The organism is Desulfoluna sp. (assembly GCF_030145185.1).
Classification (GTDB): domain Bacteria; phylum Desulfobacterota; class Desulfobacteria; order Desulfobacterales; family Desulfolunaceae; genus Desulfoluna.
This window is the reverse complement of record NZ_JAQYWB010000037.1, coordinates 24,968-51,225: the sequence shown is the minus strand read 5'-3', so window position 1 is coordinate 51,225 and position 26,258 is coordinate 24,968. Positions and strand designations below refer to the sequence as shown.

Here is a 26,258-nt window from a genome sequence, read left to right as displayed (position 1 = left end):
TAGAAATCTCATTATAGCGTTCTGAGCTAACTTTTTTAGCTTGTAATACTGTTTTTTATAAGGCCATAAAATGAGTTATAGATTATTGAATAAGTCATTTTATGCTTCCAGGAAACAGAGACGGTTTCGCTGCGAAAAGCTGATTATTTCAGTACGGAACCCTTGGCTGTCGGCAAGGGTGTTAAGGCTTTGCCAGGTTTGTCATTAAAACAGATTCTTATGAGCCATGGCGCGTGCCGGAGAAAAAATCAGGGACAATTTTTGCATCACAGCCGACCTCGTGCTTCCGGCTGAAACGACGGTTTTTTCGTTTTATCTTTTTAGTACTTTGGGGCGTCCTCTTGGGTTGAGAGGTCTTCCATCGAAGGATTGTTTATCGTGACGCAAATGCAACCCTTTTTAATAACCTTTGAGCCTTGTGTCGACCTCAACAACCAGGCATCGGCCTTGAATCGTGCGGTGCCTCGGAGAGTTTAAGATGAAGGAATGGAATCCCTGCAGTCTAATGACCGTGACCCCTTTTGAGTGTCCGGATGAACAACTTGCCCATGCGTTGCATCGTGCCGGTGCATTTTCAGTCTTGGATATTGGGCATCAGCCGGAGCGTGGGAAAGAGGCGTTAAAGAGACTATCGAAAAAAATCAGTGGCGAATTCGGGATTCGTATTCCTGATGGCGTTCATTTGTCCAGGGATGAGATTCCGGAAAATGTCGGTGTCATTATGCTTTCTGATTCCCGGAAAATTTCTTTGTATCCAGGCAAAAAAATAGCCGTACAGGCGTCAACTCTGGAGAGCGCTGTTCGTGCCGAAAACGCCGGCGCGTGGGCGGTGATCGCCAAGGGAAGTGAAAGCGGCGGAGAGATTCAGGTGATGTCTTCCTTTGTTCTTTTCCAGAGTTTGAAGGCCTCGTTGACTGTTCCGGTTTTTGTCCAGGGTGGGTGTGGTCTTCATACTGCCGCGGCGGTTCTTGCGTTGGGGGGGGCCGGTGTTGTTTTTGACAGTCAGCTTTCCCTGTTACGTGAATCCAGGGTCCCTGACAGCCTGAAGGAGATCATAAAAAGGCTCGATGGCACGGAGACAAAGGTGTGGTCCGGTCACAGGATTCTTTCTCGTCCGGGTGCTTTAGACCCCTGTGACGGGGACTCTGCAGATGATATCATCTCTCGGTACGGGGGGCTGGATGTGGCCCGCCATTATATTCCCATGGGCCAGGATGTTGCTTTTGCAAAGACGATTTATGATCGATACAAATCGGCAGAATCTTTTGTCTTTTCAGTAAAAGAATCCATTTATGCCCACATCCGGCAGGCTCGGCACCTGAATCCCTTGGGGGCAGGGTCTCTTTTTGCAGGTGAGCATCATTTGGCCTACCCCATTGCCCAGGGACCCATGTCCTCTATTAGCGAGAATCCTGAATTTGCAGATTCTATCGCGCAGAAGGGTGGGCTTCCGTTTATTGCATTGTCCACTTTTACGGGGGAACAGGCGGCCGAGCTGCTTGAAGGTACAGCCACGTTATTGGGGGAAAAACGCTGGGGGGTGGGGCTCCTTGGCTTTTTACCGAACGAAATTTTCTCCGAACAGCTGGGGCATATTTTTAAGGCAAAACCCCATTATGCTCTCATCGCGGGGGGGAGGCCTTCCCAAGCTGAAAGCCTCGAACGAGCCGGAGTGCAAACCTTCCTGCACGTCCCGACTCCCGGACTTCTCGATCTTTTTCTTAAAGAAGGAGCCCGGAAGTTTGTTTTCGAAGGAAGAGAGTGTGGCGGTCACATCGGCCCCTTGAGCAGCTTTGTTCTGTGGGAGCAGCAGATTGACCGGTTGATGAAACGCGACCGGCTTGACGATGTGAGCCTTCTTTTTGCCGGAGGCATTCACGATGCCTGTTCGTCGGCCATGCTCGCGGTTATGACCGCACCTCTGGTTGCCCGTGGAGCCCGGGTCGGTCTGTTGATGGGAACCTCCTATCTTTATACAGAGGAAGCGGTGAAAACAGGCGCTCTGCTTAAAACCTATCAGCAAAAAGCGATTAACAAAAAGGCCACCCGTATCCTGTCTACGGCTCCCGGCCATGAAATACGATGCCTTGCCAGCCGCTACGTGGATTATTTTGAGTCGGTGAAAGCAACGCTGACCGAGGAAGGCGGCAAGGGGGAAATGGTCTGGACAGCCCTTGAACAAATGAATATGGGGCGGCTTCGGATAGCGGCCCAGGGCATGACCTGGGTGGGTGATTCCAATCTTTCGGTCGATGAGCGTTTTCAAGCAGAGCAGGGGCTTTATATGATCGGTCAAGTCGCCTCTTTGCGAACGGGCACCACGACCGTCGAAGCCCTGCATCAAGAGGTCTCCGAAGGGGCGGCCCGCATTGTAACGGCCTTGGATGTTCCTCCTTATCCAAAGAAACAGGGGCTCCAGGTGGATATTGCCATCATCGGGGCCTCCTCTGTCTTTCCTGAATCACCGGATCACGCCTCCTACTGGAAGCATATTCTGACGGCTAAAAACCTGATCAGCGAGGTTCCAGATAGTCGCTGGAACAAGGCCCTGTATTATGACCCGGAAGCGAAAAAGCCGGAATTGGGTCTTGCCGGGAAAAAAACTAACACGAAATGGGGGGGATTTCTCCCTGAGTGCTATTTCGATCCGATTGATTATGGCATTCCCCCGCAATCTCTGGCAGCGATTGACCCTGTTCAGCTCCTGTCCCTGCACGTTTCTGCCGGAGCGCTTGCCGATGCCGGGTATAAAGACCTCGATTTTGACAGGGAAAATACCTCGGTTATCTTTGGTGTCGAGGCCGGAACCGACCTGGCCGGGGCCTACGGATTAAGAAATATTTTTCCCCAGTATTTTGGCGATATCCCGCCGGAACTCGACGCCGTCCTGCCCACACTGACCGAAGACTCCTTCCCCGGTGTTCTCGGAAATGTAATTTCAGGTCGGATTGCCAATCGCTTGGACCTCGGTGGCAGAAACTACACGGTGGATGCGGCCTGTGCCTCGTCTATGGCGGCCATCGATTCGGGCTGCCGGGAGCTGGCGTCAGGGGGCTCGAACCTGGTGATCGCCGGTGGCGCGGACAGTCATAACAGTATCAATGATTACCTGATGTTCTCGAGTCTGTACACCTTATCCAGCGGGGGGGAAAGCAAGCCCTTTGATGCGGAGACGGATGGTCTGTGCATGGGCGAAGGCGTGGCGGCGGTTGTCTTGAAACGTTATGAGGATGCCGTCCAGGATGGCGATCGCATCTATGCCGTTATTAAGGGGATCGGTGGCTCAAGTGATGGCCGGAGCCTTGGCTTGACGGCGCCGAGGAAAGAGGGGCAGGCCAAGGCAGTCACAAGGGCCTATGCGCAGGCCGGTATTTCTGCTGCGGAGGTCGGCCTGATCGAAGCCCATGGCACCGGGACGATTGTGGGGGACAAAACCGAATTGTCATCCCTTACCGAAACCTTTGTGAACGCCGGTGCCGCGAAGGGGACCTGCGCCCTGGGGACCGTCAAGTCCCAGATAGGCCATACCAAATGTGCCTCGGGAATGGCTGGCATCATCAAGGTGATGCTCTCTCTTTACCACGGGGTGCTTCCCCCGACGATCAATCTCCATCAAACCAATTCCTTTTATGACCCCAAAACAAGTCCCTTTGTCTTCAGCTCCATGGCACGGCCCTGGTTGGCGAAAGATAGAATTGCCGGTGTCAGCGCCTTTGGGTTTGGGGGCACCAATTTTCATGTGGTTCTAAAAAACTGCACGGAACAACAGCCGCCGGTTCCCTTTACCTCCCTTGAAGACTGGCCTGCTGAATTGATTCTTATCAGAGGCCTTGATGCCGAAGAAGCCCGACAGACTATCCGCGGAATCCGAGATTTTTTAACCCTGAGGCCGAATGCCCGCTTGCGGGATCTGGCCTACAGCCTCGTCTTGAAAAAAGAACCGGTCTACGCAGCCATCGTCGCTGAAAGCCGTGAGGACCTCCTGGCCTCGCTGGCGGCGGTTCAAGACGGCAGAGACCACCCGGATGTTCATTATGTGAAGCCGGTGGATGGGAAGGTGGCCTTTTTGTTTGCAGGCCAGGGGAGTCAATATCCGGGCATGCTGTCGGATCTCTTCGTGACCTTTCCTTTTTTGAAGGATTTTCTGGTCTTTGTCGAGGCGCTGGTTCCTTTGCTTTACCCTGCCGATGCGTTTTCTCCTGACGAGAAAGCGCGGGCTCGCGATGCGGTGAAAGAGACGGTTCATGCACAGCAACTGATCGGGGTTGTCTCTCTGGCCATGGCGGCGCTGCTCAAAAAGCTGGGTATTGAACCGGATATGCTCGGTGGACACAGTTATGGTGAAATACCGGCTTTGTGTTACAGCGGTGCGATCGATATCAACGATGTGGCGGTGGTCAGTAAACATAGGGCCGAGGCCATTCTCCGTTCCGTGGAGAGTGATCCGGGCAAGATGGCAGCCGTCCTGGGGGGAGAGGAGGCACGTGATGCCTGCATTAAAGATATCGCCGGGGTGGTGGTCGCAAATTATAATTCACCCACGCAGTCGGTGATATCCGGTGCCTCGGACGCGGTTGATATGGCGCTGACATATTTAAAAAAGCAGGGGGTGACAGCTCGAGAGATCCCTGTGGCCTGCGCTTTTCACAGCCCGCTTATTTATAAGGCCCAAGCCGAGTTTCTGAGCTATTTAAAGGGGGTGCCCCTGCAGACACCGTCCCTGCCTGTCTGGTCCAATACCACCGCGGAACCCTACCCCGTCTCGCCGGAAAAAATCAGAGAGCGTCTTTCGGAACATCTTGTCAAACCCGTGCGCTTTGCAGATCAGATTACGTCCATGGAAAAAGAGGGCGCAACGGTGTTTATCGAAATTGGACCAGGGGCTGTGTTGACAGGGTTGGTACAGGACACGGCAGGGGGGCAGCATCGGGCCTTCTGCACCGATAAAAAAGGGGAAAACGGGATCCGGCGTTTGATGACGGTGCTGGCTCAATACCTCTCGACGGGACGTTCCTTTGACTTAGAGACCCTCTTTGAGGGGAGAGGGGCCATCGTCTTTGACCTGAACTCGCCCGAATCCTACACACTCAATTCGACGGTATGGGCCGTGAACGGACACAGGAGCGTCCCGGTGGTGGGGGATCTTCCGGATACCGCCATGCGGCCGGTGGAAGTCCCCTTGAAACTTTCTGGGTTTTCCTCCTCTGGCACCCTGACTTCAGGGGATAACCGGGATGAAACGGTGAAGGGCTATCTTCATAACGTCAAAGAGATCATGCAGGCCCAGCGGGATGTGATGCTGGGTTACTTGGGGGCTCCCGCCTTAGAACCCCTTTCCGCGCCAGCTCCTGGCCGGGGGGAGGGCGCGTCGAAATCGGTTGAAAGGCCCGTTCAAGACCGGTTGCCCGAGACGAAGCCGGTCAAGGAGCTGTTACTGGAAATTATCGCCGACAAAACCGGATACCCCATCGAAATGCTTGACCTGAACCTCGACCTTGAAGCGGATCTCAGCATTGATTCCATCAAGCGTATCGAGATATTGGGGGAATTGAACGCACGCCTTGCTCTGGTTCCTGGCGAGGATGAAAATTCTGAGGCGGATGAAAACCCGGAAGAGATTATGGAGGCTCTGGCCGCCATTAAAACGCTTCAGGGTATTATCGACTGGTTGCATGACAAGGTGGCGGGGGGGGACTCCGACAGCGACATCCAGACCCAGGATTCCCAGAGTCCCCTGGCATTGACCCGGTATAAAGCCGTCCTCGCCAGGGCACCCGAACCCATGATGAACGGATACGATATATCCGGCCAGAGTTTTGCCCTGACCAAGGACTCCCTGGGGGTGGTGGACCGTTTGAGTGAGGCCCTTAAAGAGAAAGGGGCCGATGTCCATGTGGTTACCCTTCCTGATGACAGCGGACTTCTTGGGGACATGGATGGCCTGATTTACTTGAGCCCCTTGTCTGAAAAAGAGGGCCGTGGTCCGGCCACGGATCTGTTTGATTTAGTCAAACAGACGAACCCGGACAAAATCAAATGGCTCTACGGCGTGACCGGGCTTGGTGGGGATTTTGGTGAAGCCTCTGCTGTAAGGGCATCCCTGGCACAGTATCGGGGAGAGGCCGGGTTTATAAAAAGCCTCTCCAAAGAGTGGCACCAAACCCGTTGTCGATACATTGATGTCAGCCCGCACGAGCCCCCGGAGAGGCTGACCGATCATATCGTTGACGAGATGTTTGTCGATGATGTGATCTGCGAAGTCGGGTACGCCAACGGGTTGAGACAGCTTTACAACATTCACTCCAATCCCCTGGCGACAGAAGGGGAGGGAGACATTTTACTGGACAGTGATTCGGTGATTCTGGCCCTGGGCGGCGGAAAGGGCATTACCGCAAGCGTGGTCCTTGAACTTGCGGATCGGTATGGATGCACATTGATTCTTGTCGGTCGGTCAGAACGGCCGGGTCTCCAGGAATCGGCTGATTTTTCCGGAATTTTTTCTGATGTCGAGCTGAGGAAGGCGATCATCGCCCGGGGGGACTGTCAAAAACCAGCGGACATTGAATCAAAGCTTAAGGCGATCCGTTCCGAACGGCAGTTGCGAGACACACTCAGGGCTATTGGTGAGAAGGGCGGCCGGTATGAGTATGTGTCCATGGATGTGACGGATAAAAAAGCTTTTTCCGAGCTGATTGATGACATCTACAAGGCACATGGGCGTATCGACGGGGTTCTCCATGGGGCCGGAGTCATTGATGACAAGTACCTCCATCAGAAATCAAAAGAATCCTTTGAAAACGTTTTTGCAACCAAAACCGTGCCCGCCCAGGTTCTCTGCGAGTGCCTTCATGAAGATGTTCAGTTTGTCTCATTTTTCTCAAGTATTGCCTCGGCATTTGGGAATAAGGGCCAGGTAGATTACTCCTCTGCAAATGATACGCTGGACAAGCTTGCCATGGATATCAATCTCAGGATTAAAGGGCGGGCTTTTTCCATCAATTGGGGGCCCTGGGCCGGTCAGGGCATGGTGTCCGAGGCGTTGTCACGGGAATATGAAAAAGCGGGCATCGGCCTTATTGCGTCCCAGGAGGGCACCAAGGCCCTGCTGGATGAAATACGGTATGGGAAAAAAGAGGATGCCCGGGTGATTCTCATGTGTGGAAGCCCTGAATCCATGCTGCTTCAAGGGGGACTTGTGAATGAGTGATCCCTGCAACATTGCGGTCACAGGGATGGCCTGTATTTTGCCAGGTGCTCCTGATCTGGCGGCTTACCATGACAACCTCACCACCGGGTACGATGCGATTACAGAGGTTCCTCAACATCGATGGGACCCCTTGTATTACGATCCCGAATCCACGTCCAGTGATCGGTTTTATTGCCGCCGGGGCGGGTTTATCGATGGGTACGCAACCTTTGACCCCATCTCGCATGGCATCATGCCCATTGCGGCCGAAGGGGCTGAACCGGACCAGTTGCTTACCCTCAAGGTGAGCTGTGAGGCGCTCAGGGATGCCGGCTATGACGTGTCCGACCTGCCAGGCCGTCAGACGGGTATTATCCTGGGGCGGGGCAATTATATCGGTCCAGGCATGGTCAGGCTGGAACAACACGTTCGTACTGCCCAGCAGCTGGTCTCCTGCCTGGAATCCCTGTTTCCCGAAATGTCAAAAAAGGCCATCGGTGAGATCAAGGCCGAGTTTCAGAGCAAGCTGGGCCATTATGGGCCGGATACCGTGATTGGGCTGGTCCCCAATCTGACGGCGTCGCGTGTGGCGAACCGACTGAATCTGTGTGGGCCGGCCTATACCATTGATGCCGCGTGCGCAAGCTCTCTTATGGCCATTGACCAGGCGGCCAAAGCGCTTCAGCACCGGCAGTGCGACCTGATGCTGGCTGGCGGGGTTCATCTCTGCCACGACGTTTCGTTCTGGAGTGTGTTCACGCAGCTGGGTGTTCTCTCGAAGACCGGTGTGATTCGGCCCTTTGACAAAGATGCCGACGGGCTCTTGATCGGAGAAGGCGTTGGTGTGGTGGTCTTGAAACGTTACGAGGATGCCGTGGCAGACGGTGATAAAATTTATGCTGTCATCAAAGGCATCGGGGTCTCAAGCGATGGCAAAGCGTCCAGCCTGATGTCTCCGGATGTCGGAGGCCAGACCCTGGCCCTTGAACGAGCCTGGAAGATGTCCGGGCTGAACCCCGAGCATATCGGCACCCTTGAAGCCCATGGCACCGGCACCCGTGCCGGAGATCTGTCGGAACTGCAAACACTCGCCGGATTTTTCGGGCAGACAGGCATGGGAACGAAGCCCGGCTTGGGGTCTGTCAAGTCCATGATTGGTCATTGTATGCCGGCAGCCGGGGTCGCCGGGTTTATTAAGACCGCCTTGTCCCTTTATCATAAGGTTCGCTTCCCCTCCCTGAACTGTGATCAGCCGGATGAGGCCCTCGACCCGACCGGGTTCCGGTTGATTCATCAGGCGGAGCCCTGGCATTCCGAAGGGCTCCAGCGAATCGCTGGTGTCAATGCCTTCGGTTTTGGCGGGGTCAATGTGCATCTTGTGATGTCCGAGCATGACAGGGAGGCCGAGGCTTCTGTTTCAACCGCCCCCGTGCCGGCCCCCCTGGAAGAGGCGGCGGAGCCCCTCCTCTTGATCAGCGTTGGGTCCCGGGAGGAGGTGCTGGATGCCCTTGAAAAGGGAGAGACACGCCTTGACGGAGGCGCGTTCCGGCTTGTGGTGTTTAATCCAGATGAAAAAAAGCGGGACAAGGCCAGGAAAATAATCCTTCGGGGTGGGGCCTGGCGAGGGCGTGGGGATATTTATTATACGTCTGAAGGGTTGGTGACAGGGGGCGGGAAAACCGCCTTTCTGTTTCCTGGGGTGGACAGTGCGTTTGAACCGAAGCTCGACGATGTGGCTGCGTTTTTTGATAAAACCCTGCCGGGTTGCCTGCACCCGGAGAACCTTGAAGAGACCGGCGTCGGGATTATCCGCGTCAATCAATTTGTCCACTCCCTGCTGGGTGATCTGGGAATAACCCCCGATGTGGTCGCCGGGCACAGCATCGGAGAGTGGTCCGGGATGATCGCCACCGGTGTCATCGACTCGAAGGGCCTCGATGAATTTATTCAGAATCTGGAGGCCGGGTCCTTAGAGGTGCCGGATGTGGCCTTTGCTGCGGCAGGATGCGATATCCGGACCGCGGAATCCTTCTTTGATGACCTTGAGGATATCTGCGTGAGCACGGACAACTGCTCTCATCAGGTGATCCTGTGCGGGATTGATGCAAGCGTTAATGCGGCCCTTAATGCCATGAAAAAAGAGGGGATCTTGTGTCTGAAGCTTCCCTTTAGATCCGGGTTCCATTCTCCTTTGTACGCTGATTCACTGGGTGTTCATCGAGCAAAATTCGATGCGCTGGATATCGGAAGGATGAAGACACCCCTGTGGTCTGCGACAACCTGCGGGCCGTATCCAGAAGAGCGGGAGGCCTTAAGGGCTCTGATGCTCGATCACCTGGTCAAGCCGGTCCGTTTCCGAGAGCTTATTTTAACATTATATGAGGAGGGCGTTCGGGTCTTTATTCAGGCCGGGACCGGAAGCCTCACCGGATTTGTTCAGGACATTTTAAAAGGCAAAAAGTTTGCCGCCATCAACACAAATACCCCGAAAATGAGCGGGATGCGCCAATTGAGAAGGGCCCTTGCCGCCTGTTTTATTGAAGGGCTGGAACCGGATCTTCCGGGGGCTGGGATGCTGGCAGAGCCTTTATCCGTGCCTTCGGGGGGGACGGCCATGGAGATGCCCCTGACGCTGGGGGTTCCACTGGTCAGGCTTGAGACCCGCCTCGACTTCTCACACGTTGGGCCTGCGTCCTCAGCGGTGCTGACAAATTCTGAGAATCATCCTGTGCTGGCGGCGTATGAGGAGACCCTGAACGGTATTGTCCACATGCATAAAGAAGTCCTTGAGACGTGGCAGTCCCTGCCGGAAAGCCAGAAAAGGTGTCTTCCCGCAGCCCCTGTTGACCAGGATCCGGGGGCAAGGAAGAGAACCTGCGCACTGGATCTTTCCCTTGAGGGATACCCCTGGCTGATCGATCATTCATTGTTCCCACAAAGTGAGGGCTGCACCCAGCTATCTGAAAAATTTCCGGTGGTGCCCATGACCATGTCCATCGATATTCTGTGTGAATACGCTAAAAAAATGGTTCCAGGTAAAAAAGTTACGGCCATTGAAAAGATACAGGCGTTTAACTGGATCGATCTGAGCCAGCCCTTTACGGCAGAACTTGAAGCCGACTATGACGGCGTAGAATATGTTCAGATGGTCATTAAAGGCTATTTCTCCGGCAGGGTTCGACTCGCCGATACCTACCCGACCCCACCTGAACCGGCCCCCTTTCTTCTGCGGAATCCCCAAAAAGCGCCGGTCTCCTGTGACAGGCTTTACCGCGAGGGGTGGATGTTTCACGGCCCGGCCTATCAGGGCGTGAAGGAGACTGGAACCTTAGGGGACAATGGCATCCGCGGGGTCATCACCGCGGCAGAAGGGCAAGGGTCGTTGCTTGATAATGCGGGGCAGCTCTTTGGCTATTGGGTCATGGAAATGACTCAGACAGACAGGCTCGCCATGCCCATCCGGATAGGGAAAATCGAATTTTATTCGGATAACCCAGGGGACGGTGAGGAGGTGGACTGCCTGGTGAAAGCGTATCCCATGAAACCGGGCTCCGCATCGGCAGATATGGAGTTGACGGTGGGTGGCACTCTCTGGGCGGGGGTTACAGGGTGGGATGACAGGCGGTTTGATACGGACGAGGCGCTCTTTGAGGTGATGCGAGACGCCGGATCAAACCTTCTCTCCTCTGTGGATGAGAACGATTTTTTGATTTACCGGGATGTTTATAAAACGGCCAACGCCACCCAGTACATCAGCCGACGATATTGTACGCAGGCAGAAAAAGCGCTGTATGACCGCATTGAACCCAAACGGAAGAGGGCGTGGTTGAACACGCTGATTGTTTTAAAGGACGCGGTTCGGAATCGATTGTTTGCCGAGGGGATTTCACCTGTCTATCCAGCCGAGATCTCTTTGATTGGGCAGGAGACCATCGGGCGGTGTGAAGCGGTGGGGCCTTCCGGTGAGACCTACTGGCTCATGACGGCATCCGAGCCTAATTATTCGGTGGCATCGGTGGTCCCCGAAGGGACCGATCATATCAAGTTCAAAAAGTTCTTCTGACTTGTGAAGACCTGTTTTCAAGGCGTTTATCGCGAAAGTGACTTTCTCGCCCTCCTTGCCGTCGGAGTTATTTCTGCCTTGATCATCGTTTCGGTCCATTCTTTTCTGAACTTTTTTAAGGCTGCGGCGGAAAGGATGACCCAGGCCGGTATGCCGATCAAAGCCTATCGAATTTGCCGCCACGGAGCCAACCCTGTCGGAGGCCGAAATAACGTTCGGGGTAACGCGAGAAATCTGGGGCCAAGTGAATCAGCCCCTGGCCTCCAGAGGCATGTTTTTCCACCCACTTTAACCATAGAAGGTCATAATAATGATAATGGAAGAATCTTTAAAAGGTAACATCCTGGAGACGGTGGCGGGCTTCATTCGTGACGTTATCGGAGAAGACTACATGGATGATATGGACATTGTGCTGGAAACCACGTTTGCAGACGACCTTGAGATGGAGAGCATTGAAATTGTGGAATTTGCCGAAAAAATCAGGGACCATTACGGAGAAAGGGTTGATTTTGCCCAGTGGCTCTCGGCCATGGAACTGGACGCGATCATTCACCTGAGCGTGGCTGAGGTGGTGGATTACATTGACTCATGCCTTACCTGAACGCAAACGGCACCCGGCTTCATGTGCAGCAACTGAACCCGGATTGCGAGAAGACCATTGTCTTGCTGCATGGGCTTTTGGTGGGCAGCCTGGCCATGTGGTATTTTACCGCAGCCCCTTTGCTGGCGAAAACCCATCGGGTGATTCTGTATGATATGCGGGGACATGGCAAAAGTGAAAAGGTCCGTACCGGTTTTGATATCCCCTCTATGGTGGGTGATCTGGACGCGGTGATTCACCATTTTCAGTTAAAGACCCTCTCCCTTGCGGGCCACAGTTACGGGGGCCTGGTTGCTTTGAATTATGCACTCAGCCATCCTGAAAAAATAAACAAACTGGGGATCGTGGACGCTCCGCTCCCGCCGTCGGATCTGGCAGAGATGGGGGTGTTCCTTAACCGAAGCCCGGAGGAGATGATTGAGGCCTTGCCGTCCTGGTTGCAGGGGTTGATTCTCAGCGGCAAACGGCAGGCGCGAAAATTAAGGGCCTCACTCGAATATCTGGCGTGTGAAAGCACCCTTTTTTCCGACCTCCAAAAAGAACCGGATATAGACGATGCCCTGTTGGCCTCCCTGTCCGTCCCCGCCCTGCTTCTGTATGGGGACCACTCCTCCTGCAGGGATGCCGGTCAGCGCCTCGCGGGAAACATCCCGGATTCAACCCTTGTCGTCTTGCCTGGGGGGCATTATCTGCCTGTGGAGTGTTCCGGTGAGGTAAACCATCAATTTTTGGAGTTTTTTTGTGGCAGTGATTAGAGCCAATGCGATTGATATTCATTATCAGTATCTTGGGTCCGGAGAGAAGACCGTTGTCTTTCATCACGGGTTGATCATGGACAACCTGTCGAGCTGGTATTTTACACTGGGTACCCGGGTTTCAGGTTTCGCTCGTGCCCTGATGTATGACTTGAGGGGGCATGGCAAAACACAGCGACCTGAATCCGGTTACACCCTCCCTGATTTTGTGGCGGATTTGGCGGCTCTCCTCGACGGGTTGGGCCTGGTGGATCCTGTTTACCTGGTCGGAAACAGTTTTGGCGGGATTCTCAACCTGGCGTTTGCCCTGGCCTATCCGGAACGAACAGCGGGGATTGTTCTCATTGATGCCCACATCGGGGACAGCGGATTTGCCGCGGACATGACAGAGACCCTTTCGCTTGAGGGAGATGCCCGTGACCGGGCCATTGCCGCGTCGTTTAAAACGTGGCTCGGGCGTCACAGCTCCCGAAAGCGTAACCGGCTGGCAGACAATGCCCATGGGCTGGTCTATGGCACCTCACTGGTCCATGATATCCGGAATTTCAGGCCCATTTCCGAGCACTCCCTGGCAGAGATTGCCTGCCCGGTACTTGCTATTTACGGCGAACACTCAGATATCCGGGACAAAGGCGAGATCCTCAAGTCCCTCCTTCCCCAATGCGACTTCAGAGTGATCAAAGGGTGTACCCATTCGGTGATATGGGAGGCAACCGAAGAGCTCTGTGAACAGGTGACGAGGTGGTTAACATGTCAATAATGTGTGTGCGGACTCTGGAAGGGTAAATTTATGGGGCGCTTTCTCTTTGTGGTTCCACCCCTGGCGGGGCATATCAATCCAACGCTCTCCGTCGGCGCTCAGCTGCTTAGCTGCGGGCATGAGGTTCTTTGGGCCGGCCACGAGGCTCTGCTTGTGGGCGGTGACGGCCCTTTAGGGGACCGGTTGCCCAAGGGGGGAACCTTTATGGCCGTAGAAGACAACATGGGCCCGGAGGATTATCGAAAGATAGTTAAAAAATCTCCGTCTGTCTCGGGTCTGCAAAGTTTGAAGTTTTTATATGAAGATGTCTTTATTCCCATGGCCAGAGGAACCATGCAAGGGGTGGCGTCCATCGTCGAACGGGTGAAGCCGGATGTGATCATTAACGATCAACAGGCCTTTGCCGGTGCCGTGGTCGCATGGCAGAAAAAAATCCCTTACGCCACCTTCTGCACCACCTCCGCAGGCGTTCAGGAACCCTTAGAAGGCTTTCATCGGGTGAATCAGTGGGAACACGACCGGATGATTGAATTCCAGCAGAGCGTCGGAGTGGCTTGCAACGAAAAGGTGAATACATCGGCGCGTCTTGCCGTTATCTTTTCATCGCCTTTGTTTGTGGGGGAACACTGCAGATTCCCGGATCATTATCGCTTCGTCGGTCCTTCGATTACCCATCGTATCGATACGACGCCTTTTCCCTTTGCGAGACTGAAAAAAACGACCACACCCAAGGTCTTGATCTCCCTGGGTACCGTCAATCAAGACCATGGAAAAGCCTTTTTCAGTAAAATTGTTGAGGCGTTTGAACACCGGGACCTGACCGTGGTGGCGGTTGCACCGGGTGACTTTTTTGACAGGATACCGGATAATTTTATCATCCGAAAGCGCATCCCTCAACTGGACGTCTTGCCCCATGTGGACTGTGTGGTCAGCCATGCCGGGCATAATACGGTCTGTGAATCTCTGATGAACGGATTGCCCCTTGTGGTCACCCCCATCAAAGATGACCAGTCAAAAGTAGCGAGCCAGGTGGTTGCCGCCGGTGCCGGGCTCCGACTCAAGTATCGGCGTTTTAAACCCAGTGACATGCACGATGCGGTGATGACGCTGATTCATGACCCCTCCTACCGTGAGAATGCGCTCAGAATCAAGGCGTCCTTTGTGAAGGCAGGGGGAGCGGAAAAAGCAGCACGATGCCTTGAGGAATTGAAAAGCTGAAGGGCGTGCCAGAGGCATTATTTAACGGAACGCAGGAGATGGGCATGATCAAAGCCTTTTGTGTTGAAACGAACAAGACGATCAACCCCTTTGGCGATGGGATTGGAAAAACCCGGATTATGGATCAGCCCTTATCGGAGGTTCAACGCAATGCGCTGAATGACGCCGGTGTAACCTGGGTGGATGCGGTCCCGGACGATGAGCCTTTTTTTCTTTTTTCGGATCGCACATGGTTCACTTCAGAGCTGGTGGAAAAAATAATCGCAGGTGATTATGGCCGCCTGTGCGTGAAAAACAGCCACTGGTTGTCGTCGACAGGTGCGTTACAGGAGTTGGACGGGCCTGGGATGTATGAGATGGCGTGGATGTTGCCAGGTGCCCGCCCGGAGTTTGAAACGTGCCCTGTCGTGGTGACGGAACTTGACCTGCGGGCGGTGGACCCGGACGACGTGGTGACCGCCGTGAAACACCCGGCCCTTGGGATCTCCGAGAAACAACCGTTCTGGCTGGGGACAGAGATGGTGTTTCAGATGGATCACTGGACGCACATCCTGCGTGTGAACCATTTGTCGATGAGCTATGCGATGGAGAAAGGGAAACGTGAATTCACGTCCTCTTCGATGTTTAAAAAGGCCCTTAAAATCACACGGCTCCTGATGAAATCCCGCTCCATTAACAAGTGGAAGGTGATGCAGCAGCTTAACGAAATTGAAAAAGGGGCGGACATTCACCCGACGGCGGTGGTTGAGTTTTCAACCGTCAAAAAAGGCGCAAAGATCGGAGCCTTTTCGGTAGTCCGGGGATGTTATATTGGCGTAGAGGCGGTGATTGATCCCTACTCTATTGTTCAGATGAGCGTTGTGGGTCGCAAGGCCTACCTGCCGACACGTGCCATGCTAAACCTTTCGGTGGCCTACCCCGGTGCCATGGTTTCCTCCGGTGGGGGGTATCAGATGTGTCTCTTCGGGCGTGACAGCTTCATGGCCTTCGGAGCCACCATCCTGGACCTTTCTTTTGGAAAATCCATCCCTGTTTGTGCAAACACCGGGGAGGGGTTGGCAGACAGTGAAACCCATTTTTTAGGGGCCGCGATCGGCCACCGGGTTAAAGTGGGCAACGCCGTCCGGATCAACTCCGGGGTCAGTGTCCCCAACGATGCCTTTCTGGTCGCCTCTGCCGAAGCCCTGTTGCGGGACTGGGATGATGCCCCGATCCATGATGCGGTGACAGTGCGAGATGGAAAAGCCACGCCGATTCAATCTGTTAAACGAGTCCCTCTGGCGAGCAGGGGGTGATCTCCGGGACCCCGGGTTAAGTCACCATGCCGCCGGATTTGTTTGTTATTCCTGTTCTTTATTTTTATTTATGGAGTCTGTTGCGATGTTCAGTCGAAAATTATCTCCTGCCGAAAAAACGCTCCTGGTTGCCGATTGGGCGGCCAGGCCTTTCGCCAATCAGTTGGTGGTGGAAGGGGTGGGGACCATTGATGAGGTTGAGTTACAAAAGGCCGTGGATGCTGCGTGCCGCGCACATCCGGGGAGTCGGCTGCGCTTGAAGGGGCGGTATTGCTTTGCCAAATGGGTGGCCTCAGGGGGCTCGGCATCGGTGAAGGTCATCCGGGATTCTGCGTGGGATGGGTTCCATTCATTGAACGCGCCGTTTTTAACGGAGCCTCTTCATCCGGTGAAGGGGCCGACCTCTCAGGTTGTGCTTTTGCCCGGGGACACAACGCGGATCGTTTTTAGAACCAACCATGGGATGATGGATGGCCGTGGAACTCAGCTTTGGGTTGAAGATGTTTTCGCTGCACTGAACGGAAAAAAACCGGTGGGCTCGCGTTCACGGGTGACAGACATGGACATTTCCTCCATGACCCGCGATAAAAACCAAAACAGTGCGACCAAAATAAGGCCCAGTGATTGCATCATTCCAACGGGTAAATCCCAGGGAGACAGCCAGGCCGTCGCCTGGCAACGCATCCGGCTGGAAGGAAAATTCAAGCATCTTGTTTCAAAGCTGGCGATTTTACTTGCCGAAGAAGCCTGGAAGTATCAACCGGGGCGAGTCTCTTTTCTGATCCCGGTGGATATGAGGAAAAGAATCCCGGGGCTTCGTTCTACCAATAATCTGTCCAGCATGATTCATTTTGAGGTGTCAGATCAAGACACCGTGACATCCGTCCAGGGCAAACTCTCATTACTCCTGGCGGGGCAAAATGAATCCCTGCCTTCGTGGTATCCTGTCCTTTCCTTTATCCCTTTGTCACTTATGAAGAGAGTCTACCGGCAGTCTGCGGCGGAGAGTCAAGCGACGGATCTGTACTCCGCGTCCGCTGTGATATCCAATCTCGGAAAGATGCCCATGGAAAGATATGCCTGTGGCGGTTTCGACCCCGAGGCCTGTTTCTTTATCCCCCCCTGCGGTGAGGGCATGTCTCACTTTATGACGCTCGCAGGCTCCGGGAAATACGTGGATATTCTCACCGCAACTCCCCATATGTATGCCACCCAGGGGCGCATCCATTCCCTTCTTGCCTCTGTCGCGCGTCGGCTTTCTGCAAACGACATATAAACAGCCGCCATCGCCATCCTTTTCAATTCGTGTCACTCTTTTCCGCTTTTGTGAAATGAAAAGAGCCTCGGCAAGGTGTGTCGCCTTGAACGCAGGTTTTCCGGGCGAGCCGGGTTAGGCGTCCCCATGGGGATTGAGGTGCTTTTTCATGTAGACCGCTCCTTTCCCATAGCCCGTCAAGTCACCGCCATACTCCACAACCTGAAAACCATATTTTTCCCAGAAGGGGGCGCTGCCTTGCACAGACGTCAGGGCCATGTGGGGCACATGGCAGGCAGTGGCCCGGGAGATCAGGACATTGACCAGACGTGCGGCAACCCCAGTGCCTCGGGAGGCTAACGAGACGGCCACGTCATGCATATAAAGGAGGGTGTGGTTGACGGGTGGCTCAAGGGGGATGCCCAGGGCCGGCACGTGATGATTTCTCCAGGGGTGCGCCAGGGCATAACCGACGACCAGGGCGTCGGCTTCTGCGACAAAACAAAAATCCGGCGACATGAGCCAGCGGCTCTGCAATGCGGTGAGGCTCTCCTGAAGATTTTCTTCGTAACTTTCTTTTTGAATCTGAAGAATTTGAGGCCAGTCATTTTCCGTTATGGGTCTGTGAGTCAGCATAGGTAAAAGGAGGGCGGTTGGGTTAAGGAGAATTTCTCCCCGCAGCTTCCGTCCCGGTGAAGGAAGAAGGTGCGGGGAAGCCGTTAAGGTTTATGAAAAAATAGACGCCTTAGAACCATGGTGACTCGGCTCGAATAAGGCTTGTTTTATCGCCGGAAGCGTTCTCTTGTCTATTTTTTCAGCAACCCTATCCCTCAGGAACTGAGGCTTTACTCATTTTTTTATCACGTTTTGCCTGTTTCTTTTCCTTGAGAGTTTTTTGAGGTTTTTTCTTAACATCGCGTTTTGAATCACCTGATTTAGACATAATTCCTCGGCTTTTTGATGGAAGTCTTCTCTTTCAATCGGCTCCGGCGGTGGCGATAAGTCGTCATCGTTGGTGTCCCCATGTTCGGGTGTCGTCCTTGTAAGAGGTAGAGGCGACATCTTTGGCATTCCATGAATGATGGGGCCTGTCAAGCTTCAGAACGTTGTTTCTATAAAGTTGAGCTCTCCGGTGTCCTTTTTAAAAGCGTGTTGTTCTCTTAGCGGTGATCATCGCAATCATTGTCGGGATCTGTTTATTCATTGCGATATGAATGGTCCCGTTCCCTTCAAAGGCGCATGATCCTCTGTGATCTTTTTTGTATTTATTTTTTTCCGTATCGAGTCCAGAGTCGTGGTAGAATTAAGAAATAGTTAAGTTGGGTGACTTGTTGCTTCTCTATGGGGTGAGGCTGTGTTAATGTGCCGTGCTCATGTGCACTCCTGCCCAGGGGCAGGCGATCAGCATCTGAATTTTTTGCAATGGAGCGGGGCGACGTGGATTTTTTGAGGTTGGATCGATGGAGGTATTATCGCTTTGAACAGGAATGGGCGGTAGAGGCTCCTGTGGCAGCGGTGTGGAACGGGATGCTTCATGTGGAGGCCTGGCCCCAGTGGTGGGAAGGGCTGGAATTTTGCCTGCCCGAGAATGAACTCTCCGTGGGAACGGAGGGCAAGCAATACAGCACGCGATGGAAAGGGCTTTTGCCCTATGGCCTGAACATTCAGGCTGTCCTCCGGGAGGTCAACGACCTGGCCCTTATTACGGCTGATATTCATGGAGACCTGGAAGGGCAATGCTCCTGCCGTATTCAGCAGACACGTCGGGGCACATGCGGTGTATTTTCTCTGAAGGTACGGACCACGCGCCTCTGGATGAGTCTTTTGTCACCTTTTATAAAAGGGTACTTCATTGAGAATCATAAGAGCTTGATGGCTCAAGGAATGACCGGGTTTACTCGGTATCTCGCAGCGGAGGATTGCTGATGCGTCGCCGTGTTGTCTGGCTTTTCTTTGTCTGGGTCTGTCTGTTTTGTGCGAGTCCTGTCTGGGGAGAGGGGCATCCTCTTCTGGATGAGATGGTGGGGCGGTTTGATGCGTTAACAAACTATACCACGCTTTTGGATTCGGACGGGGAGGATGGGCGTAACCGGATTGTCTATACCTATAAAAAACCGGGGTTTATTCGGATGGATTTTATTCGGCCCCACAAAGGCGCACGACTGATTTACGATCCAAATATAAATAAGGTGTCCCTGCGCCCCTTTTCAACCCGGCTCCTGACCTTGAGCCTTTCCCCCGACAACCGTCTGATTACCGATCCCAAAGGGCATACGGTTGATCGCTCTGATATGGGGGCCCTGATCCAGTCTGTCATGCGCTACGCACGGCAGGGTGTTGTGACTCTTCTGCCACCTGAGGTGGTGGAGACCTCTCTTTGTCCTCGGCTCCTGATCGAGAGCGAGGAGGTGACCTATCTGCTGTGGGTGCACCCGGAGTTCCATTTGCCCATCAAGGTGGTGAAGCTCTTTTCAAACGGAAGCCAGGAGACGGTTTTTCTTCGGAACCTTAAGGTGGATGGTCCCCTTGACGACGCCGTATTTAATCCGTGAACCGTCACCGCAGGAGCCCATCCTTCCAGCTGCACCATGCTACCCGCACCCTCACACGTCGATGATATTCCGTAACACCTTCATAATCTGTGCTTTGGCATTCTCGTTTGATTCAAGGATGGGAAAAAACTCCGTGAGTTCTTTTCGGGCATGGGTTTTTACTTTGAGCAGGAATTTTTCCAGGTCACCTTTTTCTTTGGCTCCCCAGGGGCTCCCTTTTTTCATGCCTTCCTGGGCAGATGTTGTGAGGGTCTTGAGTTCATGCACCAACACAGAGTGATCCTGTGACAGTTCCATGATCAATCCGTGGTATTCTGTTGGCAGGGAGGTCAGGCCAATTTTAAAGAAGACCTTCTCTTCAACATAAAAATGTGTCGATAGCGCCTTTTTCATATGCAGGAGGACGGTTTCGAGCTCTCCCAGATGGAGGGGTGTGCCCCCTGCTTCGTCCAGGGCTTTCTGCAGGACCACCACATATTGGGAGATGATTTTGTGCTCGGAGGCAACCCGTTGGACGAGATTGTTTATGGCTCCTGTTTCCGGGCTCAGGGCAAGGTTTATCTGCCTTTTTTCAGTTTTCAACTTTTCGATCAGCGCGAGGAAGGCCTCCAGGCCTTCTGTATTGATTTGTAAAATAAGAATCCCGGCTTGATAGAGGTTGGCGCCTGCCTTCAGGCAATAGATGCATCTCCCCTTAAAATGGACTGACTGTTGGTCAATATTAATAATGAGCTCTAATTCTTCGCCCTGGGATATTTTTTGGCTGGTTTCCAGCAGTATCCCTTTTTTGCTCAGGTTGCAGGTCTTTCCCAACTTATGATCGCTTGCGGACTGGGTTCGAAAGGAAAGGGTCTGGCGCATTTCATATCGATCGTATTCTCTTTGTTCTTTGCTTTTTAGCATAAAAATCCATTCTTTGGTTTCAGAGTGAAATGATTAGATAGTATAAAGAATTATTTGATGAATGGAAACGGATAAACGAATAAAATTATGGCACCGGGATGGCCTTGAACCCGATCATTCTCAATGAGGGCGGGGGCACTGGCTGGTCGGTTTCACCTCCCCCATTTTTTTTACTGCCTGTAATTCACCCTGAGTAAATTTTCCAATCACCATGTTCATATTAACGTGACGGTCGTCTCTCAGGGTAATGACACCATGGCCTCCCTGGATGCGGGTTCCCGGCATCAGCGCCATGGTTTTTATCATGTCGAGACTTCCGGCCCGGTCGAGGGCGGAGCTGAAAATTTTTAAGAGGCCGAAGCTCCCTTCGGTGATGTGGGTTGGCGGGTAAAGGGCGTTTGGAAAAAGATGTCGGTGCCTGGCAACAAAGGCTTTCGTTTCGGGTGAGTCCAGGCTGGCCATGAAGTGCAGGCAGGTGTGGATGCCTTCGAGGTCACCGGGGCTGAATTGCGTGAGGTGACTCTCATTGAAGGCGATGGCAGCGATGGTGACCTTTCCCTTCAGGGAGGATGCGTTGAATTGATGGATGAATCGGGTTCCGTCCTTTGCAGACGGAGTGAGCAGCAGAGTCCGGGATTTTGACGCCTTGATACGCTGCAGGACAGGGCTGTAATCCGGGGTGCCGTAAGGGGTGAATTCCTGGCCGACCACCCGCCCTCCCCGGGCGTCAATTTCCCGGGTGGCGATATCGGCGATTTTGTGGGACAAGGGGACGTCGAGGCCGAAAATGAAGACATCAGGGCCTTGGGTCTCCTGCAAATAAGAGATCATGGGGCGAATGGTGTGGTCGGGGATTTCGCTGTAGTAAAAGACATGGGGGGCGCACTCGCCCCCTTCATAATCAGCGGCGTAGAGCAGGGGGAACCCTTCTGACTCGGCAAGGGTGGCCATGCGTTTTCGTGAGGGGGAGCCGGTGGCCGCGAGAATGGCGACGACCTTTTTTTCTGTCATCAGGCTTTGACAGGCGACTTCGGCCGTATCGGCGTCTGACTGGCTGTCGCGTATCTCAAGCCGAATCTGCTTTCCCCCCAGCACTCCGCCCTGGTTGATCTCTTCTGCAGCCATCAACGCCCCTTGAAGCGCCATGCGTCCCTGGGGCTCAAACTCTCCGCTTAAGGGCACCACGACTCCGATTTTGATGGGGGGGCCGTGAAAGGAAAGGGGCGTGTCCGCCACATGAAAGAGGAGCGCCGAGAGGGACGCGGCGAGAAGGATCAAGAGAACGAAGAGGTTTCTGTTCATGGGTTTACTCTTTCGGGCAAGCGGGTTGATTCAGTTGGTTCCGGGGGTGGGGCGCAGGCGAGCGAGAAGGGGCAGGGGCAAAAGATAATGTTACTCAGTATAGTATATTTTGGATGCGGTGTCATCCTCACAGGCCTCGGTGGACGGATCCCATCGGGGGAGGGGCGTGAATTGTCTTGGTTTGGGGCGGGTGTCAGGCGATGGGGTGGCCATGAAAAACCCTGGCATTCGATCGGATGCCAGGGCTTTTGTTTGATTCAGCGAGCCAGGTTAGTTTCTGTAGAGTTCATCCAGGCTGTCGAACAGGGCGCTGCGGGTCTCTTCAAAGGTCCCAATCAGCGCGAGGGCCTCCTTATTTCGTCCTTGATTCTTGAGGCCGACGATTTCCCGGGCCTGGGTATGAACCCGTTCATGCAAGCTGCCCACTTTTTTGAACGCGGGGTTTGATGACAGGTTTGTTTTCTGGGCTGCGTACCATTTCCCAAACTCACAGGCATTGTGGGAGGTGACCTCTTCCGCTTTCATCTCCTTTCGATCGGCGACGACGGATTTAATGGTGGTCACCCATTTAAGGTGGGCTATTTTCACGTCGCCGATGGCAAAGGATTTTTCCCCCACTTTGAACTGTCCTGCCAGGGCATGCAAGTGAGCAGAGATCTGGCCCATCTCTCGGGCGTTGATCGTGGATTCCATGCTTGAGGACGCAATATCTTCAACGGATCGGTTGACTTCCAGTTCCTCTCGGGCAATTTTTTCCGTTGCCGTGGCAACCTGCGCCATGTTCTCGTTGACCTCATGGATACCCATGGCGACCTGGCTTGTGTTGTCGGCGATCTCTCGTGTTCCGATGGATTGTTCTTCCACGGCCGTGGCAATGGTGGTGACCATGGCGTTGACGTCACCAATGACTTTTGTAATGCCTTCGATGCTGGAGATGCCCGATTCGGCGGCGGTCTGAACCGCCTCGATACTTCCCTGGATTTCCCGGGTGGCTTCTGCCGTCTGTTTGGCCAGCTCCTTGATCTCTCCGGCCACCACGGCGAACCCTTTACCGGCCTCTCCGGCCCGTGCGGCCTCAATGGTGGCGTTGAGAGCCAGGAGGTTGGTCTGCTCGGAAATATCTGTGATGGCCTCCGTCACTTTGTTGATGGTTGCGGCGGTGTTACCCAGGTGGACCATGCTTTCCGTGGCCTGGTGGGCACGTTGAACCGCTGTTTCGGTGACCTCCCGGGCGCGTTCCGAGTTTTCTGCGATTTCCGTTGTGGTGGCGTTCATCTCTTCCGCAGACGAGGCGACAAGGGAGACATTGGTGGAGGCCTGCTCCATGGCCGCGGCAACGGATTCCATGCGTGAATTCAGCTCGTCAGTGGCCGTTTTTACCGTGGCCGAACTCTGAAGGGTGGTGTCCGTTTCCTGGGTGATGCTGTTCGACATGTCAAGGAGGTAGGTCCCGGAGGCCAGCAGGGTCTCTGCGTCTCCGGTCATGTCTTTGATCATCACCTGAAGCCTGTCCATAAAGGTGTTGAACCAGTGCGCCAGATCTCCTACCTCGTCGTTTGTGGCTTTATCAAGCCGCAGGGTGAGATCTCCTTCCCCTTCGGCGATGTCTTTCAGCCCGTTGACGGCGGCGACAATGGGTTTGACGAGTCGTCCTGAAAAAAGAACGATGGCTATGATGGCGGTCAGCACGGCTATGATCCCAATCAAAATGCAGGCTTGCATCAAATTTCTGGGTCCTTGGAGCACCTTATCCATGGGGATATCCACGGCGACGGCCCAGGGGGCTTGCGTGTTGCCGATGGTGAAGGGGACGAAAATCCGGTAAATTTCCGTGTCAAGGAGGGCTGAATCTTCTGTCATCGTATAGATACGGTTGGCTTTGATCGCCTCCTTGGCCGCCGTCCAGGTTTGGGATGTGCCAATGTCCTGGGCGATTTTTTCTGGATGGGTGTGGGCGACGTAGGTCCCATTGTTAGATATCAGGCTGATACTGCCGGTGCCGAAGGGCTTGATCTCACGGACCATGGCGCTCAAGTGATCAAGCACAAGGTCCACCCCGACCACCCCGATGCATCGACCGCCTGCGAGAACCGGTATGGAGGTGGTCGTCATCAGGGCGTTGATTTCAGGGTCCACATAGGGGGTTAAGATGGCTTCTGCCATGGCGGTTTTTGCCTTGGTGTAGTAGGCATCGGCAGCGGCTTTAAAATAGGCCTCTTTTGTGGTGTAAGGTGCTGAGATAATCGTGTTTCCGCTTCGATAAAACCAGGCGCTGTAGAAGTCTTTGTACATTGTGTCCGGGTCCATCATGATCCAGACACCTGAAAAATCGCTGTTTTTTTCCAGCACTTTCCGGGTGATGCCGTCCAGCATGGCTTTTTCAGGTACAAAGGTGCTCTCATTGATTCCTTCAAGGCTCTGGGCCAGGATCCGACCGGCGGCCATGGCCTTCTCAAGCTCTGTTTTCAGGATTCCCCCGTGCCGGTGGGCAATCTCGAGGGATTTTTCCAAGGCCTCTTTTTTTACCATGTCCGTGGCTTTTACGGTCACAAAGACAATGGTGACCAGGTAGGTAATGAGCACTACGGAACAGATGGTTGCTAACATTTTCGTTCTCAATTTCCAGTTCTTCACAAGCGAAAACCCTCTCCTTTTGGCCAGCCTGATTTTTCCCCCAGGCTTTGGTTATGGACTGCAGTCCAGTGGTGTGATGGCTCAGCAAATATCGTACCAATGGGCGAATGCCATGCGGATGTGACTGAAGTCGACATATATTCAGGTTGATAGGCGGGGAGGTCGGAGGGCTGGGACATCTGGGATACCGGGGATGACATCTCAGGGATGAGACGCCGTCTCACTCATGAGAATGGCGGGAGCGATTCGCTTTTGAGGGAGGCGGCGTTCGAGCTTGTCTGGAAACCTGTTTTAAATGGAAATGCCGTGCTTTTTGATTAACCGATAGACCTGGGCTCGCGAAAGGTTGGCGATTCGACATATTTCCCGGATGTTACCGCCTGCGGCGGTGGCAACCCTTCGAAGGTATTTTTGTTCGGCGGTGCTCATATGATGGGCATGAGCCGGAAGAGACGTCCCGTCTTCTCTTCCCCTTTCAGCGATATCGGGCTGTATTGACCCCTTGAGCACTGACGTACGGGCCAACTCCGCCCGGATATGGAGGGGCAGGTGGATAGGGTGCAGGAGTGGGTCTGATTTTGCCTTGATCACGGCCGCTTCCATGGCAGCGATCAGCTCGCGCGCATTCCCGGGCCATGGGTAGAGGATCAGGGCTTCCAGGAATTCGGGATAAAACCCTTTGTCTGAAAATCCGAAGCGGTGGCAGCATGTTTCGATGGCACGCATGGCGATAATGTGGGTGTCCCCGTGACGGATCCTTAAAGGGGGGAGGGCCAGTGAGAGCCCGCGCAGGCGAAAGAGAAGATCCTCCCTGAAGGAGCCTTCGTGGGCCATCGCCTCAATGTTCCGGTGGGTGGCGGCAATGAGTCGGAAGTCGACGGCCTCTTCTCGACAGCCCCCGATGGGGCGAATGCGTCGTTCCTGAAGGACCCGAAGAAACCGTTTTTGATTTGAGGCTGAGAGCTCTCCCAATTCATCGAGGAAAAGTGTTCCTCCGTCCGCTTCCCGAATGAGTCCCGTCCGGGCTTCTGAGGCTCCGGTGAAGGCTCCTTTTTGATGGCCAAATAGAACGCTTTCCACCAGGGGCGCAGGCAGAGCGGCGCAGTCCACAACCACAAAGGGCTTTTTTGCCCTGTCGCTGTTATGATGGATGGCCCGGGCAAACAGTTCTTTGCCTGTCCCGCTTTCGCCGGTGATTAAGATGTTGGCATTGTTTCCGGCAGCATCGGCTGCCACCGTCAGGCATTGGGTGAGCTCCGGGCTGTCTCCTGCGATTTTTTCTCGCTTGAAGGAGGTCGATGAGGGGGAGGGCACTCTTGCTTGACGGAGCTCCAAGGCGTGTTTGAGCACCCATCTGATGGCGTCGGGTGTGGCAGGCTTGACCATATAATCCCAGGCACCGCTTTCGATGGCTTGGACCGCACCGTCGGCGGTCCCATCCCCTGTCAGGATGATGACTGCCGGAGAGGAGGGGCTCTTTCTGAAGTTTGTTACGGCAGTCAGTCCGCTGCCGTCGGGCATATGAACATCCAAAAAGATTATTTCACAGGGAGTGGAGTAGGCCATGTCCAGCCCTTTTTTCAGCGTCAGGGCCGACTGAGCTCCATACCCCATCGCGGATATGATGTCCGTCATAAACTCGCATATACCCGGGTCATCATCAACGATCAGGATCTGTTCCATAAGTTTTGGGATACGTATACCTTTCATTCTAAAAAGCATAGATTGCGTTAT

The 26,258-nt window shown here is 53.9% G+C and carries 15 protein-coding genes; 10 read left to right on the top strand and 5 right to left on the bottom strand.

Features of this window, described 5'->3' with window-relative positions; genetic code table 11:
• Positions 1–478 precede the first annotated feature (478 nt).
• From Q1Q75_RS13160 to Q1Q75_RS13125, 8 genes are all read left to right on the top strand, one after another.
• On the top strand, positions 479–7,207 hold the full coding sequence (locus tag Q1Q75_RS13160) for a type I polyketide synthase (protein WP_300671386.1): 6,729 nt from the start codon (positions 479–481) through the stop codon (positions 7,205–7,207).
• Complete coding sequence (locus Q1Q75_RS13155) at positions 7,200–11,249, top strand: beta-ketoacyl synthase N-terminal-like domain-containing protein (RefSeq protein WP_300671385.1); 4,050 nt, start codon at positions 7,200–7,202, stop codon at positions 11,247–11,249. Before Q1Q75_RS13160 ends, Q1Q75_RS13155 begins: the two co-directional genes overlap by 8 nt.
• 310 nt (positions 11,250–11,559) lie before the next feature.
• Positions 11,560–11,850 (top strand): phosphopantetheine-binding protein, encoded by a 291-nt coding sequence (locus tag Q1Q75_RS13150; protein WP_300671383.1) that lies wholly within the window; start codon positions 11,560–11,562, stop codon positions 11,848–11,850.
• The gene (locus tag Q1Q75_RS13145; RefSeq protein ID WP_300671380.1) at positions 11,838–12,605 is read left to right on the top strand and encodes an alpha/beta hydrolase; all 768 of its coding nucleotides are present in this window, start codon (positions 11,838–11,840) and stop codon (positions 12,603–12,605) included. The genes Q1Q75_RS13150 and Q1Q75_RS13145 overlap by 13 nt, the downstream gene beginning before the upstream one ends.
• A complete protein-coding gene (locus Q1Q75_RS13140) occupies positions 12,592–13,365 on the top strand; it encodes an alpha/beta hydrolase (protein ID WP_300671377.1) in 774 nt (257 codons plus the stop codon). The genes Q1Q75_RS13145 and Q1Q75_RS13140 overlap by 14 nt, the downstream gene beginning before the upstream one ends.
• A 30-nt stretch (positions 13,366–13,395) precedes the next feature.
• Positions 13,396–14,583 carry a nucleotide disphospho-sugar-binding domain-containing protein gene (locus tag Q1Q75_RS13135; RefSeq protein WP_300671375.1) on the top strand — a complete coding sequence of 396 codons (1,188 nt, stop codon included), beginning with the start codon at positions 13,396–13,398 and terminating at the stop codon, positions 14,581–14,583.
• 44 nt (positions 14,584–14,627) lie between these two features.
• The gene (locus Q1Q75_RS13130; RefSeq protein WP_300671372.1) at positions 14,628–15,878 is read left to right on the top strand and encodes a hypothetical protein; all 1,251 of its coding nucleotides are present in this window, start codon (positions 14,628–14,630) and stop codon (positions 15,876–15,878) included.
• A gap of 85 nt (positions 15,879–15,963) precedes the next feature.
• Complete coding sequence (locus Q1Q75_RS13125; protein WP_300671369.1) at positions 15,964–17,154, top strand: hypothetical protein; 1,191 nt, start codon at positions 15,964–15,966, stop codon at positions 17,152–17,154.
• A gap of 114 nt (positions 17,155–17,268) precedes the next feature.
• On the opposite strand, the gene Q1Q75_RS13120 is transcribed toward Q1Q75_RS13125, so the two are convergent.
• Entirely contained in the window at positions 17,269–17,769 is a 501-nt protein-coding gene (locus Q1Q75_RS13120; protein ID WP_300671367.1) for a GNAT family N-acetyltransferase, read from the bottom strand.
• A gap of 801 nt (positions 17,770–18,570) precedes the next feature.
• Here Q1Q75_RS13120 and Q1Q75_RS13115 point away from each other — a divergent pair.
• Together Q1Q75_RS13115 and Q1Q75_RS13110 are read left to right on the top strand one after the other, a co-directional pair.
• The gene (locus Q1Q75_RS13115; RefSeq protein ID WP_300671364.1) at positions 18,571–19,059 is read left to right on the top strand and encodes a hypothetical protein; all 489 of its coding nucleotides are present in this window, start codon (positions 18,571–18,573) and stop codon (positions 19,057–19,059) included.
• Positions 19,059–19,685, top strand: a complete 627-nt coding sequence (locus Q1Q75_RS13110; protein ID WP_300671361.1) for a hypothetical protein — start codon at positions 19,059–19,061, stop codon at positions 19,683–19,685. The genes Q1Q75_RS13115 and Q1Q75_RS13110 overlap by 1 nt, the downstream gene beginning before the upstream one ends.
• Positions 19,686–19,736: 51 nt before the next feature.
• Here Q1Q75_RS13110 and Q1Q75_RS13105 read toward each other — a convergent pair whose 3' ends face one another.
• From Q1Q75_RS13105 to Q1Q75_RS13090, 4 genes are all read right to left on the bottom strand, one after another.
• Positions 19,737–20,588, bottom strand: coding sequence for a hemerythrin domain-containing protein (locus Q1Q75_RS13105; protein WP_300671359.1), 852 nt, complete (start codon positions 20,586–20,588; stop codon positions 19,737–19,739).
• Between the two features lie 120 nt (positions 20,589–20,708).
• A complete protein-coding gene (locus Q1Q75_RS13100; protein WP_300671356.1) occupies positions 20,709–21,890 on the bottom strand; it encodes an ABC transporter substrate-binding protein in 1,182 nt (393 codons plus the stop codon).
• A gap of 270 nt (positions 21,891–22,160) precedes the next feature.
• A complete protein-coding gene (locus Q1Q75_RS13095; RefSeq protein ID WP_300671354.1) occupies positions 22,161–24,497 on the bottom strand; it encodes a methyl-accepting chemotaxis protein in 2,337 nt (778 codons plus the stop codon).
• A 318-nt stretch (positions 24,498–24,815) separates the two neighbouring features.
• Positions 24,816–26,207: a sigma-54 dependent transcriptional regulator gene (locus Q1Q75_RS13090; RefSeq protein ID WP_300671351.1), complete on the bottom strand. Its 1,392-nt coding sequence runs from the start codon at positions 26,205–26,207 to the stop codon at positions 24,816–24,818.
• Positions 26,208–26,258 lie beyond the last annotated feature (51 nt).